This window comes from Chryseobacterium sp. JV274 (assembly GCF_903969135.1).
Taxonomy (GTDB): Bacteria; Bacteroidota; Bacteroidia; order Flavobacteriales; family Weeksellaceae; genus Chryseobacterium.
In genome coordinates this window covers 717,491-734,179 of the sequence record NZ_LR824569.1, presented here as the reverse complement: position 1 = coordinate 734,179, position 16,689 = coordinate 717,491, and the positions used below count along the sequence as shown (strand labels likewise).

The window sequence follows — 16,689 nt, the reverse complement described above, 5'->3', positions numbered from 1 at the left end:
CATTTACAATCTGGTAAAATCTGTGGGAAATAAATTAATAAACAAAGAGATTCAAAACTATATCAATGCAAATCTGAATGCAGATTTACATACATTACTGCTGAAAAAATCACCCTTTCCGGAAGTTTCTATGCAGGAAATTGTACAGCAGATCAAAGGAAAACAGGTTGCTGAAAGAAAGTTTCCTTTTCTCTTGAAAGAAGGGATTATTTTTCCGCCACAGCTTAATCTCGAGCAGTCATCATCAGAAAAAACAGCTCTTTATAAATCCAACATCTTGAAAGGGAGTACATTTATTGATCTCACGAGCGGTTTTGGTATTGATGCCTATTATCTGTCTCAAAACTTCGATCATATCACTTTGGTAGAGCAGAATACAGAGCTTTTAGAAATTGTTGAGCATAACTGGAATACTTTAGGACGTCAGGCAAATTTTATCAACAAAAAGCTTGAAGATTTCCTGAACGGGAATCAGGAACATTTTGATGTCATTTATCTTGATCCGGCCAGAAGAGATCAGCAAAAAAACAAGGTTTTTCTTTTAGAAGACCTGTCTCCTGATATTCTCGAAATCCAGGAGAAATTGTTGTCTATTTCCAATCAGGTCGTCATTAAACTCTCTCCACTTATTGATCTTAAGTATCTTGTGTCAATGTTGCCGGGTATTTCAAGGATAGAAATTATTGCCCTGAAAAATGATGTAAAAGAAGTTGTCATTTTTTTATCCAAGGAAAATACGGACGAGATTATCTGCAGCTGTGTGAACCTTGAGAGTGGCGAATCTGCCTTTACTTTCAGATTTGGGGAAGAAGAAAATGCCGAGTCTGAATATTCCGAGCCTGAAAAATACATTTACATTCCCAATAACTCTATTTTGAAAGCAGGAGTTTTTAATTTGATTTCACAGAAATTCGGATTAAAAAAGCTTAATCCTAACAGTCATTTCTATACCTCCAGTGAAAAGAAAGGAGACTTTCCCGGGAGAATTATGGAAGTGGAACTGATTGACTCTAAAAGTATTAAGAAAAAAGAACAGTATAATATCATTTCAAAAAACTATCCTTTAAAACCTGAAGAAATCAAGAAAAAGTATGGTTTGAAAGATGGGGGAGATCATTACCTTATTTTTACACAATCCAAAAAAGGGAAAATAATATTAAAATCAGTATAAAAATGTTGCCGAAAAAAGCAGGATTTCTTACTTTTGGGCAATCAAAAATTTAAACATGAAATCGCCCGCTGTTTGGATAAATCAGAATAGGCTAAAATAGAGCGGTTTCATATGATCTTAAAAAAATAAATTTTACATATGAAAAAATTAGTTATATGTTTAGCAATTGCAACAGTAGCGGTAAGTTGTAAAAAAGTACCAGCTGGTGGAAATAAAGGGACTTTGAAACTGGAAGAAGGAGTAGACAGATATTCTGATGCTGCTCAGGGAGAAGGTCACGGACATGCAGCTGCTGCAGAGCATAAGGAAGAAGTTGCTGTAAAGCCAGAAGCTGCAGCTCCTAAAACAGACAGTACTGCTGCTGCAAAACCTGCTGAAGCTGAAAAGGCTCCAAAAGCTGAACACTAATTGGAAGTACAAAATATACAAATGCCCTGTTTTTGCAGGGCATTTTTTATTAAAAAAGATGGTTATAAGGCTCATTAGCATAAGATTGGTAAAATCCTGTCTTTTTGTTTGTCCCTGCCGGGCATTTTTTTTAATTTTAACAAAATAAATTTTTACAATGCAAGAGACATTAAATTACATTAACGAAAACAAACAGCGTTTCGTGGATGAATTATTTGAGTTATTGAGAATTCCTTCTATTTCTGCAGATCCGGCGTATAAAGATGACGTTTTGAAATGTGCAGATGTAGTGGCAGCGCACCTTAAAAATGCAGGAGCTGATAATGTTGAAGTTTGCCAGACCAAAGGCTATCCAATTGTTTTCGGAGAAAAGATTTTAGATAAAAGTTTACCTACAGTATTGGTATATGGACATTATGATGTTCAGCCGGCAGATCCATTGGAATTATGGACAAAGCCACCTTTTGAGCCTTATATTGAAAAAACTGAACTGCACCCTGAAGGAGCTATTTTTGCAAGAGGTTCTGCGGATGACAAAGGACAGTTTTTCATGCACCTGAAGGCATTCGAAGCAATGATGAAAACCAATGCTCTTCCTTGCAACGTTAAATTTATCTTAGAAGGAGAAGAAGAAGTAGGTTCTGTAAGCTTAGGAGACTGGGTGAATGAAAATAAAGAGAAATTAACTTGCGACTGTATCTTAATTTCTGATACTCATATTTACAGCAACGAACAGCCAACTGTTACAACAGGATTGAGAGGTTTAAGCTATGTAGAAGTAGAAGTGGAGGGTCCAAACAGAGATTTGCACTCAGGTCTTTACGGTGGAGCGGTTCCAAATCCTATTCACGTTCTTTCAAGAATGATCGCTAATCTGATTGATGAAAACGGTCATATTACCATTGACGGGTTCTATGATAACGTAGAAACGGTTTCAGATGCAGACAGAGCTGATATGAACAAATTGAAAGACAATCCTGAAGAATTCAAAAAATCAATCGGATTAAGTAATATAGAAGGAGAAAAAGGATATACAACTTTAGAAAGAACATCTATCCGTCCTACTTTAGACTGCAACGGAATCTGGGGTGGTTATACCGGAGAAGGTGCAAAAACTGTAATTCCTTCTAAAGCTTTTGCTAAAATTTCCATGCGTTTGGTTCCTTACCAGACTCCTCAGGAAATCACGGAAAAATTCACGAAATATTTTGAAAAAATCGCTCCGGATACGGTAAAAATTAAAGTAACTCCTCACCATGGAGGAATGCCTTATGTTTTACCAACCGATACCAAAGAATTTGCGGCTGCAAAACAAGCGATGGAGTCTGCATTCGGAAAAGAAGTTCTTCCCTACAGAGGTGGAGGAAGTATTCCAATTACAGCAATGTTTGAGCAGGTTTTAGGAGCTAAATCTGTATTGATGGGCTTCGGATTGGATTCTGATGCAATCCACTCTCCAAACGAGCACTATGGATTATTTAATTTCTATAAAGGAATTGAAAGTATTCCGTTGTTCTTTGAAAATTATTCAAAGTAATTCAACGAAAATAAGATATAATAAGGTATTTCTGGAAAGAGATACCTTATTTTTTTGCTCTGAATTGAACTGTTTTACCTGTATGGGAAGACGTTTTTAATAGATTTGAAAATTAAATTCACTGAGTATAAAAGCGTTATTTTTTATTTGCAATAAGTTATTTCACCATTCATGGAAAGTTTATATTTTTAATACAAAACTTGATTTCCTATGAAAAAATACTACTCAATTGCAATTTCACTATTGTCAGCATGCGTTTTTGCACAGCAGGCTGTATCCTTTGAATTCAATGAAGGGTTCAACGCTGGAAATATCCATGGCCAGGCGGGATGGATCAGTACTCCCACAGGAGGAGTTCCTGCAAACGTAACCCATCAGACTATCAGCGTAGATAAAGCCAGTGATGGAAGCAGTTCCCTCAAAATTGTCAAAGAAGCAACCTACGGAACCCAATCTGATCCTATTATCGGAGGTTTTTATAACCTACCGGCTCCGCTTGCTTACAACAATTTTTCCGTATCATTTGATATCAATATGTCGCAGCTCAACGGCTCTGATTTTGGTTTTCAGGGAGTAAATAACGTTGATGATCAGTTGGTTGTGAGATTGGATTTTGATAAAACCGGATTGCTCAAAATTCTGAATACCGTATCAGGTACACAGGATTTGATTTCCATATCTTCAGCCTGGCTGCCTAATATCTGGTACAGAGTGAAAGTCGTAGGAACTGCCACAGATGTCAGATATTACGTTAATAATGTTCTTATTTATACAGGTATAGCCGCAAGTTCAATGAATATAGATCAGCTGCGTTTTGTCCATAATAATGCGTCGGGGGCTGCTTATATTGATAATATTAAAATAAATAGTGAACTATTGGTATTGGGGATTAAGGATTCAAAGATTACTGCTAAAGAAGTATCTGTTTACCCTAATCCTGCAACTGATTTTATACAGATTAATTCTCCAGGTACAGTTAAAAGTATTGAGGTCTATGATGAATCAGGAAAGCTGATCAAAACTGAAACAAAGAGTAGCAGAATGGATGTAAAAGGTTTTCCTGCAGGCGTATATATGGTTAATATCAAAACTGAAGGAAGCAATTTTACAGAAAAAGTGATCATCAGATAAATTATTTATTGATTCTGAGAACCTGTGTTCTTTTTAGCGTGCTGTAGGATTTATGGATGATTTTTTGGAAATGATACTTTTATTTAGGTTTAATATCTTTATTTGTTTAGGTTAAAATATATTATGTTAATTTATTTTTATGTTTAAAATATTCGTTGATTTTGCTTTTTTGATTAAAATACCTATATTTGCTCAAAACTAAAAAATATCATGAAGAAACTTTACATTTTCGCAATTTCGTTGATTTCCATAACATCTTTTGCCCAGCAGACTATTTCTTTTGAAGCCAGTGAAGGATTTACAACAGGAAATATTAATGGCCAGCAGGGTTGGATTACTACAAATGATGGAGGTGTACCGCCAGTATATTTGACCACTCAATTGGTTTCAGCTGAAATGGCAACTCAAGGTTCAAATAGTCTTAAAATAACACCAGATTTACCTTATGGACCACAGCAAAGCCCTGTAATGGGTGGTTTCTATACCTTTACTACACCATTAACCTATAATAGCTTTACACAATCATTTGATGTAAGACTTACCCAAAAAAGCACATCAAGTTCGGATTTTGTATTCAGAACAGTAAGTACAACTGGAGCAGGAGGGATTGTTACTTATATTGATTTTTCTTACGACGGTGCAATTTTACTAGCTACAGCTGGTTCAGCTAACTTAGTAAATACCAATCAGACCTGGAATGCCAATACTTGGTACAGAGTGAAAATAGTGTCTACTGCTACAGGAATCCAATATTTCCTGAATGATGCGCTGATCTACACAGGACAACCATTCAGTAACAATAATATTAACAGAATGGATTTTGTGCATGATAATTATGGAGGTTCTGCCTATATTGATAATATTAAAATCAATAATGAAGCATCACTATCTACAAAAGATGCCGTTAAAAACGATGTGAAACTATCCATTTATCCAAACCCTGCTACTGAAGTGATAAAAATTACAACTCCTGGCAAGATAAAACATGTTGAAGTGTATGATATGTCAGGAAAAAGAATAGATGTAACATTGAATGGGGATCAGGTGAATGTAAGCAACCTATCTTCCGGAGCCTATTTACTGAATGTAGAAACGGAAGGAAGAAACTTTACAGAGAAATTTATAAAAAAATAATTCCTGATAAATCTTAGTATCAGTAAAACGCTCCAATTGGAGCGTTTTTGTTATTTTAGAGAATTAAAATTAGGGAATCAATGGCAGAGAATAAAACAGCTTATATAACAGGAGGAACCAAAGGTATTGGTTTCGGAATTGCTAAAATTTTACTTGAAAATGGAATCTCAGTAGCGTTTTCAGGAAGAAAAAAAGAAGATGTCATGAAGGCGGAAGAGGAACTTAAACAATACTCAGAAAATGTTTTGGGAATTGTTTCTGATGTAAGAAGCCTGGAAAGCGAGCAGGAAGCAGTAAAATATACCGTTGAAAAGTTCGGAAGACTGGATTATATCATTGCTAATGCAGGATTGGGGATATTTAAACCCGTAGACGAACTCACAGCAGAAGAATGGAATGATATGATAGAAACCAATCTCACAGGTGTTTTCTATACCTTAAAAGCTTCTGTAGAAGAACTGAAGAAGACAGAAGGTTACTATATTACCATCTCAAGTCTTGCAGGGGCCAACTTCTTTGAAAACGGAACAGGATACAATGCTTCAAAATTCGGAGTGGTAGGTTTTACCCAGGCAGCGATGATTGATTTAAGGAAATATAATATTAAGTCTACGGTTATTATGCCGGGTTCGGTGGCCACTCATTTTAACGGAAATATTCCATCAGAAAAAGACAGTTGGAAGATTCAGCCCGAAGATATGGGGAATCTCATATTGGATATTTTAAAGATGAATCCAAGAGTTTTGCCAAGTAAAATAGAGTTTAGGGCAACAAAACCAGCGAAGTAACTACATCTAATGTATTGAATAATAATTTAATAAGTATTATGCATGCATAATATATTTTTTATTTATATTAGCAAAAATTAATTCAAACAAAATCTCTGCATAAACTGTCATGATTTTATGCGTCAAAGGGAAAAAATAAAATAGTACACATGAAAATATTAGTTTGTATTAGTAGTGTTCCGGATACTACTTCCAAAATTAACTTTACAGCAGATAAATCTGCTTTCGACAAGAACGGAATTCAGTGGGTAATCAATCCGCTAGACGAATTTGCGTTGACAAAAGCGGTTAAACTTCAGGAATCTCAGGGAGCAACAGTAACAGTAATCAACGTAGGAGATGCTGGTACAGAACCTGTGATCAGAAAGGCTTTGGCAATTGGTGCTAATGATGCTGTAAGAGTAAATCTTGATCCTAAAGACAGCTATTCTACAGCAAAAGAAATTGCAGCTGTAGCTCAAAACGGAGGATATGATCTTATCCTTTGCGGAAAAGAATCTATCGACTATAACGGAGGTTCCGTGCCAGGAATGGTGGCTCAGCTATTGAACCAGCCTTTCGTAAACGCTTCAGTAGGATTAGACGTAAACGGAAACGAAGCTACTGCAGTAAGAGAAATTGAAGGAGGAAAAGAAACTATTTCTGTAAAATTACCGGCAATTATTGCAGGTCAGAAAGGATTGGTAGATGAAAAAGACCTTATCATCCCGAATATGAGAGGAATTATGTCTGCAAGAACAAAACCTCTGCAGGTAGTAGAGCCTTCTTCTTCAGAAGTAAAAGTTCAGGGTGTATCTTATGACAGTGTTCCGCCAAGAGCAGCTGTGAAAATGGTTTCTCCTGATAACCTGGATGAATTGGTAAGATTGCTTCACGAAGAAGCTAAAGTAATCTAATAAAGATAACAGGTAAGAGGTGATAGGTAGCAGTTTTTACACATACTTCTCAGACCTAATCCCTATAACCTAAACCCTACAACCTAAAAAATATAAACAATGGCAGTATTCGTATACGCAGAAAATATAAACGGAGTTTACAAAAAGGCGGCTTTTGAAGCAGTTTCTTATGCTAAAGCTGTTGCTGATAAGGCTGGAGAGACCGTTACGGCAATCTCTGTAAACCCAACAGATTCTTCAGATTTATTATACAAATATGGAGCATCAAATGTAATCAATATCAAAGACGAAGGTCTTAAAAACTTCTCAGCAAAAGCATTCGCACAGGCTGTAAGTGAAGTAGCAGACGGAAACATCATCGTTTTCCCTCATACAACTGATGCTTCTTCAATTGCTCCTATGCTTTCTGTAATGAAGAACTATTCTTTAATTACTAACGCTTTAGAAGCTCCTGAAAGCCTTTCTCCTTTCCAGGTAAAGAGAAGAGCATTCTCCGGAAAAGGTTTTATGCATGCAAAAGCTGAAGGAAACGGAGTAATCGTTACGGTTTCTCAAAACGCTTTCGGTGTTAAAGAAAATGCAGTATCAGGTTCAGAAGAAGTGAAAAACTTATCAGTAGCTAATGAAGATACTAAAGTGATTTCTCACGAGCAGAGTTCAGGTAAACTAGACCTTAAAGAAGCTGAAGTTGTTGTTTCTGCTGGTAGAGGGATGAAAGGTCCTGAAAACTGGGGAATGATTGAAGATTTAGCAAACGTGTTAGGAGCAGCTACAGCATGTTCTAAACCGGTTTCTGACATCGGATGGAGACCTCACACAGAGCACGTAGGACAAACAGGTAAGGCAATTTCTCCAAATCTTTACATTGCTGTAGGGATTTCAGGAGCTATTCAGCACCTTGCCGGAGTAAACTCTTCAAAAACTATCGTAGTAATCAACAGCGATCCTGAAGCACCATTCTTCAAGTCTGCTGATTATGGAGTAGTAGGAGATGCTTTCCAGATTATTCCTGCATTAACAGAGAAAATTAAAGCAATAAAAGGATAAGAAAGTGAATAGTCAATTCGCTTTGCTCGTCAATTTTTAATTAAATAATTCACTTGCAAAGCAAAATTCACTATTGACGTTTGACAATCATCAACAATACAGATAAAAGCTCGGCTTTCCGGGCTTTTATTTTTGCGTAAAAAAGTAAAATCACAATAAAAAATTAATCTATATTTGTAGCTATGGATTATAAACAGCTAATTATTCGCGGAATATCGTACAGCCAGACCCAGTCGGGGGCTTACGCATTGTTACTGGAGCATGAAGAAACACACATAAAATTACCTGTTGTTATAGGAAATTTCGAAGCCCAGTCTATCTCTCTCGGATTGGAAAAAGATATCCATCCACCGCGTCCTCTTACTCATGATTTATTCACAAAATTTATAGTCTCTGCCAACTATGAGCTGATCTCTGTTATTATTTATCAGATTGTAGACGGAGTATTCTTTTCAAATATCAACTTTAAAAATAAAGCGAACGACGAAGAATTGATTCTTGATGCCAGAACCTCTGATGCGGTTGCAATGGCGGTAAGATTTGATGCACCTATATTTACAACACAGCAGGTTTTGAATGAAGCAGGGATTTTATTAGAACTGGAAGATGTTGCCAAAGAAGACCAATCTTTCTCAGAAACTGTACAGACGGAAGATAATTTAAAATCTCTTTCTATGGAAGAACTTCAGAAATTACTGGAAGATGCCGTTAAAGAGGAAGATTATGATACTGCTCTTGAAATTCAGGAAGAGATCAAGAGAAGGAAAAAGACAATTGACTAAAGAGATACTTTTTATATAAACTATGAATTTAAAATTACGACTGACCATCCTCAGTTTTCTTCAATTTTTTGTTTGGGGAGCATGGCTGATTACGATGGCAAACTTCTGGTTTGGCACAAAACATTGGGAAGGAACTCAGTTTGGAGCTGTGTTCGGAACCATGGGAATAGCTTCCATCTTTATGCCAACCATTACTGGAATTATCGCTGACCGCTGGATCAATGCGGAACGCATATTTTCAGTACTACACATTCTTTATGGGGTTACTCTTTTCATATTACCTCATTCCACAGATCCAAATTCTTTCTTTTCAGTAATGCTTCTTGCGATGTGTTTTTACATGCCTACGATAGCACTTGCCAACTCAATTTCTTATACGATCCTGAAAAATAACAATCTGGATGTTGTAAAAGACTTCCCGCCGATTCGTGTATGGGGAACTATTGGTTTTATTGTTGCCATGTGGATTACAAATCTTAGCGGAAACAAAGCTACAGAAGGACAGTTTTATATTGGAGGAGCTATCGCAATATTTTTAGGAATTTATGCACTTACCTTACCAAAATGTCCGCCACAAAAGCTGATTGATAAAAATTCGCCGCTATCTGAACAATTAGGATTGAATGCATTCAAACTTTTTGGAAACTATAAAATGGCCTTGTTCTTTTTATTTTCAATGCTTTTGGGAGCTGCACTTCAGCTTACCAATGCATATGGAGATGTTTTCTTAAGTGAATTTGCCCATTTTCCTAAATATGCTGACTCATTTGTAGTACAGAGATCTACCATTATCATGTCAATTTCTCAGGTATCTGAAACCTTGTTTATTTTGGCGATTCCTTTCTTCCTGAAGAAATTCGGAATTAAAAAAGTAATGCTGATGTCTATGCTGGCTTGGGTATTAAGATTCGGATTCTTTGCATATGGCGTTCCGGACGGATTTGGACTTTCTCTGATCATCCTTTCATGTATTGTATATGGAATGGCATTTGATTTCTTTAATATTTCAGGGTCACTTTTCGTAGAAACAACTACAGATAAAAAAATACGTTCTTCAGCTCAGGGGTTATTTATGATGATGACCAACGGTTTCGGAGCTGTTTTTGGAAGTTATATTGCAGGTTGGGCTATTGATAAATTCTTTACCCATAAATTCGCAACCGTTTCAGAATTATCTACTTATCTGGAAACTACACCGGATAATCCTACTTTCCTTGAAATTCTGAAAAATAGTTTCAATGCAGCGGTTAATTCAGACGGAACCCTTTCGTCTGTAGTGATGGTAAAAGACTGGCAGCAGATATGGCTTTCATTTGCTATTTATTCGCTGGTACTGGCTATATTCTTTGCTGTATTGTTTAAACACAAGCACAATCCGGAAGATGTTTCGTCAGTAAAACATTAATTAAAACTAACATTCTTTAGATATTAAATTGCATTTTTGAAAAAAAATGCAATTTTTTTTATTTTCAGGCAACCTTTTGTACAATAAACCGTCTTATAGATAGAAACTGAAACATGAAGAATCTCGAAGAGAATTTTTTATTGGCTAAAAAACAAGACCGGAGAGGGCAGAAAGCTCTTTACGAGATGTTTGCTCCCAAAATGCTGGCCATTGCAAATTCTTATGTCAATAACCTTCATGATGCGGAAGACATCCTCCTGAATGCTTTGATGAAATGCTTTACCAGAATAGATGAATGCAGAGACTGGAAAAGTTTCCCGTTCTGGCTTAGAAAAATTATTGTTAATGATTCTATTACCTTCATCCGGAAGAATAAAAATATTCTCTACGCAGATGTGGAAATTGCCGATGATTATAGTGAAAGCTTTGATGAAGAATATCCGGAAGAAATAAATATTGAAGAAATATTTTCCCAGATGCCAATAGGATATAGATTGATTTTTAATCTCTACGTCTTTGAGGACAAAAAACACAGTGAAATTGCTGAAATTCTTAATATCTCTGAAGGAACAAGCAAAAGCCAGTTGAGCAAAGCAAAAAAATGGCTTGCTGAATTTTTAAAAGCAAAAGAAAATGAAAAAAGAAATACTGAAACAGTTAAAATCTGATTACGAAAAGCTTGAAATAAAGCCTTCTGCAGATCTTTGGGGCAGGATAGAGCAAATAGACCAGAGAGAAGAGAAAAGTGCTGATATAAGCTTTAAAAAGGCTTTTCAGAGGTGGAAATACGCTGCTGTATTAGTTCTGTTGGTTTCTGTAGGAGTATTGCTTTATTTTAATAGAAATCATCCTGCTAATACAGACAATCCAATCGTTCATACAGAACTGCCAAAAAAGGATATAAAGACGCCTTTAACGGGTCAGAAAATAGATGCTGCTCAGAACATCATAACAGAAAACAATACCAGCCAAGAGAAATTAAAAGTAATTCCAGATATTCCTAGAGTGTATCAACAGAAAGAAACTCTGCAGAAAGAAGGATTAAGTATGGGTAAAGAAGAGCAGATTATAGTTGCTGATTATGAGATCAAAGCCCCGGTATTGGATAAAAATATAATTCCTATAGCAGATAAACCTGCTCTTGTAGAGAATAAAAAAACTGAATATATCAATGCTGATGAGCTCCTGCAGGGAAGAGAGTTCCAGAAAAAACGGGAAGAGAACAGAACGGATATCAGAAAATTCGGAGCGCTTGATATGACCAAAATTAAGGTGAAAAGTCCCAATTCTCTTAAGATATTTGGAGTAACTGTCTACACAGACTCACTGGAAAGCAAATAAACAATCATCTTTTGTATTACAGAAACTGCCCCGGAACAGGGACAGCAATCAAATATTGTCTAAAAATTAATAAAATATGAAACCAAAGTTACTATTGATGGCTGCTGTAATAGCTTTTAGCTATGGATTTGGCCAGGAAACTCCGGAGAATAACCTGACTGTCTATTCAAAAAAGATTGACAGCATAGTGATGTCTGAAAAAGGCAAAATGAATGTAGAACTGGATCAGATTGATAAGAGCTTTAAAGAAAAGAAAATTACCACCGATGAAAAGCAAAAACAACGTACAGTAATTGCTTCAAAATACGAGCAGATTATTAATGAAAAAATAGATTCCCAAAAGCAGGATCTTGAAATGGCAACCAAAGAACTCGTTAAAGACGCTGTTTTTAAATCTGAAGATTCTGTAAAAAATGGAAAAAATCAACTTTGGCTGGGACTCAATGGATTTAATATGAAACTCAATGAGAGGAAAAAAAGTAACAACCCGAAAAATTATCTCGAAACCTTAGAACTTTCCGTGAGTATGGGCGGAGCAGGATTAACTTCAAAGAACAAGCCTTTTGATTTTTACAGTAAGAATTCTGATATTAAAAACAGTGTTATCAACTCCTGGCAGCTGACATTATGGTACGGTAATCAGATCGGAAGTTACACCAGCCCTTTTTTCTATCGTTTCGGATTGGGAGTACGATCAGACCAGCTTACACCCAAATATGGGCAGGCATTCAAACAGGATAAATATAACTTATTCGTTGGTGATTTTGACCGTGGAACCCTTAAAAAAAGTATGCTTTATAATACATATATAACTGTTCCTGCAGATCTGAAATTTGTTTTAAATCCAAAATATAAAGACTATGAAGGTGTTAAATACCTGGATAATAATAAGAATCAGCTGTGCATTATTCTGGGTGTTTATGGGGGCATTAAAATAGGGAGTGTGAATTATTCCAAGTATTCCAATGAATTTTCCGATAGAATTGTTGAAAGAGAAAAAGTAATGCATGGAGTCAACGATATTGTTTTCGGAGGAAAATTGGGAATCAGTTATGCCGGATTCAATCTGTTTGTGCAGAAAGACTTTACACCCGCTTTTAATGACAATGCTTTGTTGAAGAAAAAATATGGACTTCAGATCGGGATAGAGATCGCAAATGTTAATTTTTAATTTGATAACAAATAGCTTCCTTCTTTGTGTAATAAACAAAAATATTAAAGCTTTTTTGTAACTAACAAGCGTTCGGGTCATGAAATCCTATTTTTAAAACACACTATTTAAAAGTGTGTTTTTTTTTGTATTTTGGCACTTTAGTAAATATGAAAAATATTCAGTTATTAGGGTTACTGTTAGTCGTAATAGGCAGTTTTTTACCCTTGGTACATGTGCCTGTCATTGGGAACTGGAACTATTGGAAGCTTGATCATTATCTGGCGATCGCATGCTGGATATTGGCTGCATGTGCCGTTTTTGGAATTGTCAATAACAGCGTGAAAATCGTAAGGTTTTTTGGTATTCTGCTTATCCTTTTATTTGCATTTACCTTATTCGCTGTGAAGATGCAGTCTTTGCAATACTTTAGTTTTTTACCATTCAAATCCTGGCAGGAAACTTTTGCCGGAATTGTTAAACTGAAATGGGGCTGGGCTGTAGAATTTTTAGGAGCTTTCCTTTTGGTTTTTGCAGGAGGAAACAAAAAAATAAATAATCGCACACAACTATAAAAATGAACTTCTTAAAAATATTTTCCGCTGGAATTTTGTTGGTGGCAGCCGCACAGGCTAACGCGCAGACAGCAAATCAGAAAAAACCGGATAATCCGGCTAAATGTGCCAATATAAAAGAAGGTAAATTTGTAAGACCCAATTACCCGGAAGGAATATGGCATATGACCATTAAAGATAATGTTCAGACTGAATATTTCAATAATGGAAAAGACTATATCAAATCAACATTGGTTTTTGTGGATGACTGCAATTACAAAGCAATCATTATGGAGAAATCCGATAAAAACAATCCCATACAGATAGGAGATGTCTTCAATAATAAAATTTTAGCAACTCAGGATAACCTTCTGAAAGTTAATACTAAAATTGAAGGATCTCAGTTTGATGTGGTCTATGTAAAAGTAAAATAAATTCAACCTATACAACGGAACTTTTGTTCCGTTTCGTTAAAAATAAAAATTATATACATGAAAGAAGTATTCATCGTTTCCGCAGTAAGAACACCTATGGGGAGTTTTATGGGAAGCTTGTCAACAGTTCCGGCTACAAAACTGGGAGCAGCTGCTGTAAAAGGAGCATTAGATAAAATCGGTTTAGATCCTAATGCTGTTCAGGAAATTTATATGGGGAATGTTCTTCAGGCAGGAGAAGGCCAGGCGCCGGCTCGTCAGGTAGCTTTAGGAGCAGGTCTTTCAATCAATACACCTTCTACTACAGTTAATAAAGTATGTGCTTCAGGAATGAAGGCTGTGACAATGGCTGCTCAGGCGATCAAAGCTGGTGATGCAGAAGTAATTGTTGCAGGAGGTATGGAGAATATGTCTTTAGTTCCTCATTATTACAATGCAAGAGTGGCTACAAAATTAGGCGATATCAAAATGCTTGATGGAATGGTGCTTGACGGTCTTACAGACGTATACAACAAAGTACATATGGGAGTATGTGCAGAAAAATGTGCAGTAGATTATAATATCACAAGAGAAGATCAGGATAACTTCGCTGTAGAATCTTATAAAAGATCTGCTAAAGCTTGGAGCGAAGGGAAGTTCAGTGAAGAAATTGTACCGGTTTCTATTCCTCAGAGAAAAGGAGAGCCTGTAATCTTTGCTGAAGATGAAGAATACAAAGCAGTAAACTTCGACAGAATTTCAACCCTTCCTACCGTATTCAAAAAAGAAGAAGGTACAGTAACTGCAGCTAATGCATCTACTTTGAATGATGGTGCTTCTGCATTGATCCTTGTTTCAAAAGAAAAAATGGAAGAACTGGGATTGAAGCCTCTTGCAAAAATCGTTTCTTATGCTGATGCAGCGCATGAGCCTGAAAACTTTACAACGGCTCCGGCAAAAGCGTTACCTATCGCTCTTAAAAAAGCAGGATTAGAAGTTTCTGATATCGATTTCTTCGAATTCAATGAAGCTTTTTCAGTAGTGGGATTGGCCAACAACAAAATCTTAGGGTTAGATGCTGCTAAAGTAAACGTAAACGGTGGTGCTGTAGCACTGGGACATCCACTGGGAAGTTCTGGTTCAAGAATCATCGTTACTTTGATTAACGTATTGAAGCAAAATAATGCAAAATACGGTGCCGCAGCAATCTGCAACGGTGGTGGAGGTGCTTCCGCTATCGTGATTGAAAATATCTAATATTCTGTTTACGAATACATTACCATTAAGGAATTGATAATTTTTTTAAAAACTTATCCATTTCTTAATGGTTTTTCTATTTTTGTGCTACTAATATATATTTGAAATGTCTGAAACTGAGAATCGACAGCCTAAAAACATAAAGAATAATCCGAAGATTATGAAAGCCTGGGCTGTATATGACTGGGCAAACTCCGTGTATTCCCTGGTTATTACCTCTACTATTTTCCCTATTTATTACTCTATCCTTACCACAGCGTACGAGAAAAAGGAATATATAGCAGAAACCAAAACATGGATTGATGTTCCCGTAAGGCATACGATCAAAATTTTTGGAGAAGGATATCAGCCAGATGCTGTGTATGGATATTCACTTACCATATCATTCTTTATTGTAGTATTGTTGTCTCCATTTTTATCTTCATTAGCAGATACTATCGGAAACAAAAAGTCTTTCCTGCAGTTTTTCTGCTATCTGGGAGCAACATCATGTATGGGATTAGCCATGTTTACAGGGATGCACAACGTATTTCTGGGACTTCTCTTCAGTATTACGGCCAGTGTCGGCTTCTGGGGAAGTTTGGTGTTTTACAACTCCTTTCTTCCGGATATTGCCACACCGGACAGGCAGGATGCGCTTTCTGCAAGAGGATATGTCTACGGATATATTGGCTCTGTAGTTTTAGTCGTACTATGCTTAATTCTTATTCAGGTTTTTGCAAAAGGAGCGGCTCAGCAGTTATTATTTACAAGAATCAGTTTCCTGTTAACGGGAGCATGGTGGTTTGGGTTCTCTCAATATACATTCAAACACCTTCCTCAGTTTGGGGATGTGAAAGATAAGCTTCCTAAAGATCTTGTATTACTGAATTATAAGAATATCTTCAAGAAACATGAAGAACAGGGAGGTTTCTTTGAAGTATTTAAAGATAACCTTAGCTTCTATAAAGATATTGCAAAGGAAAGTTTCCATGAACTGTTTAAAGTAGGAGGGGAACTTTTCAAAGACAAAAATCTTAAATTCTTTCTGTCGAGTTTCTTCTTTTACAGTGTAGGAATGCAGACGATTTTCCTTATGGCAACCCTGTTTGGGAAAAGTGAGATCAACCTTGCTCAGGATAAACTGATCGGAACCCTTTTGGTAATCCAGATTGAAGCGATCATTGGAGCTGTTATTTTCTCAAGGTTATCTAAGAAAATCGGGAACAAAAACGTTATTTCAATTGCGATCATCCTATGGATCGTTGCTTGTCTTTGGGCTTATTTCCTGAACAAAGAAAATCCAACAGTAGAATACCAGTTTTATGGGGTAGCTGCAGTGGTAGGATTGGTGATGGGTGGCCTTCAGGCGATGTCCAGATCTACCTATTCAAAGCTGCTTCCTGAAAACTCGATGGAAAACACAACCTACTTCAGTTTCTATGACGTATTGGAGAAAATTGCGATTATCATCGGGACATTCATCTTTGCAACATTAATTGAGCATTTCAATAATATGCGTATCGCAGCATTATCAATGACCATATTCTTTGCGGCAGGATTAGTTTTAATCAGATTCCTGAAGGTCAAAATGAGAACCGACAGAGAAACTTTATAAAAATTAAAAGACGTTATTTTTAACGTCTTTTTTTATTTTAACGAATAAAAAACATTCATTTAGTTATTTGGTTTAATT

The 16,689-nt window shown here is 36.2% G+C and carries 17 protein-coding genes; all 17 read left to right on the top strand.

What is annotated here, in order from left to right:
- Positions 1-22 precede the first annotated feature (22 nt).
- The 17 genes from CHRYMOREF3P_RS03410 to CHRYMOREF3P_RS03330 all read left to right on the top strand — a co-directional run bounded on the left by CHRYMOREF3P_RS03410 (position 23) and on the right by CHRYMOREF3P_RS03330 (position 16,611).
- On the top strand, positions 23-1,171 hold the full coding sequence (locus tag CHRYMOREF3P_RS03410) for a class I SAM-dependent methyltransferase (RefSeq protein WP_180563862.1): 1,149 nt from the start codon (positions 23-25) through the stop codon (positions 1,169-1,171).
- Between the two features lie 138 nt (positions 1,172-1,309).
- A complete protein-coding gene (locus tag CHRYMOREF3P_RS03405; RefSeq protein ID WP_077416969.1) occupies positions 1,310-1,579 on the top strand; it encodes a hypothetical protein in 270 nt (89 codons plus the stop codon).
- A 157-nt stretch (positions 1,580-1,736) separates the two neighbouring features.
- The gene (locus CHRYMOREF3P_RS03400; protein WP_077416971.1) at positions 1,737-3,116 is read left to right on the top strand and encodes a dipeptidase; all 1,380 of its coding nucleotides are present in this window, start codon (positions 1,737-1,739) and stop codon (positions 3,114-3,116) included.
- 210 nt (positions 3,117-3,326) lie between these two features.
- On the top strand, positions 3,327-4,247 hold the full coding sequence (locus CHRYMOREF3P_RS03395; RefSeq protein ID WP_180563861.1) for a T9SS type A sorting domain-containing protein: 921 nt from the start codon (positions 3,327-3,329) through the stop codon (positions 4,245-4,247).
- Between the two features lie 210 nt (positions 4,248-4,457).
- Positions 4,458-5,381: a T9SS type A sorting domain-containing protein gene (locus CHRYMOREF3P_RS03390; protein WP_180563860.1), complete on the top strand. Its 924-nt coding sequence runs from the start codon at positions 4,458-4,460 to the stop codon at positions 5,379-5,381.
- A gap of 80 nt (positions 5,382-5,461) precedes the next feature.
- Positions 5,462-6,169, top strand: a complete 708-nt coding sequence (locus tag CHRYMOREF3P_RS03385) for an SDR family oxidoreductase (protein ID WP_077416977.1) — start codon at positions 5,462-5,464, stop codon at positions 6,167-6,169.
- A gap of 149 nt (positions 6,170-6,318) precedes the next feature.
- Complete coding sequence (locus tag CHRYMOREF3P_RS03380) at positions 6,319-7,065, top strand: electron transfer flavoprotein subunit beta/FixA family protein (RefSeq protein ID WP_077416979.1); 747 nt, start codon at positions 6,319-6,321, stop codon at positions 7,063-7,065.
- Positions 7,066-7,164: 99 nt separating this feature from the next.
- Positions 7,165-8,112: an electron transfer flavoprotein subunit alpha/FixB family protein gene (locus CHRYMOREF3P_RS03375; protein ID WP_180563859.1), complete on the top strand. Its 948-nt coding sequence runs from the start codon at positions 7,165-7,167 to the stop codon at positions 8,110-8,112.
- A gap of 182 nt (positions 8,113-8,294) precedes the next feature.
- A complete protein-coding gene (locus CHRYMOREF3P_RS03370) occupies positions 8,295-8,894 on the top strand; it encodes a bifunctional nuclease family protein (RefSeq protein WP_047385267.1) in 600 nt (199 codons plus the stop codon).
- 22 nt (positions 8,895-8,916) lie between these two features.
- The gene (locus CHRYMOREF3P_RS03365) at positions 8,917-10,299 is read left to right on the top strand and encodes a nucleoside permease (protein ID WP_180563858.1); all 1,383 of its coding nucleotides are present in this window, start codon (positions 8,917-8,919) and stop codon (positions 10,297-10,299) included.
- A 113-nt stretch (positions 10,300-10,412) separates the two neighbouring features.
- Entirely contained in the window at positions 10,413-10,967 is a 555-nt protein-coding gene (locus CHRYMOREF3P_RS03360) for an RNA polymerase sigma factor (protein WP_077416985.1), read from the top strand.
- Complete coding sequence (locus CHRYMOREF3P_RS03355) at positions 10,933-11,640, top strand: hypothetical protein (RefSeq protein WP_077416986.1); 708 nt, start codon at positions 10,933-10,935, stop codon at positions 11,638-11,640. The genes CHRYMOREF3P_RS03360 and CHRYMOREF3P_RS03355 overlap by 35 nt, the downstream gene beginning before the upstream one ends.
- A gap of 76 nt (positions 11,641-11,716) precedes the next feature.
- The gene (locus tag CHRYMOREF3P_RS03350) at positions 11,717-12,811 is read left to right on the top strand and encodes a hypothetical protein (RefSeq protein WP_180563857.1); all 1,095 of its coding nucleotides are present in this window, start codon (positions 11,717-11,719) and stop codon (positions 12,809-12,811) included.
- Between the two features lie 149 nt (positions 12,812-12,960).
- On the top strand, positions 12,961-13,365 hold the full coding sequence (locus tag CHRYMOREF3P_RS03345; RefSeq protein WP_180563856.1) for a hypothetical protein: 405 nt from the start codon (positions 12,961-12,963) through the stop codon (positions 13,363-13,365).
- Positions 13,366-13,367: 2 nt separating this feature from the next.
- Positions 13,368-13,778: a hypothetical protein gene (locus CHRYMOREF3P_RS03340; RefSeq protein ID WP_077416991.1), complete on the top strand. Its 411-nt coding sequence runs from the start codon at positions 13,368-13,370 to the stop codon at positions 13,776-13,778.
- A 57-nt stretch (positions 13,779-13,835) separates the two neighbouring features.
- On the top strand, positions 13,836-15,014 hold the full coding sequence (locus tag CHRYMOREF3P_RS03335) for an acetyl-CoA C-acyltransferase (RefSeq protein WP_077416993.1): 1,179 nt from the start codon (positions 13,836-13,838) through the stop codon (positions 15,012-15,014).
- Positions 15,015-15,120: 106 nt separating this feature from the next.
- Entirely contained in the window at positions 15,121-16,611 is a 1,491-nt protein-coding gene (locus tag CHRYMOREF3P_RS03330) for an MFS transporter (RefSeq protein ID WP_077416995.1), read from the top strand.
- The last annotated feature ends 78 nt before the right edge of the window (positions 16,612-16,689 follow it).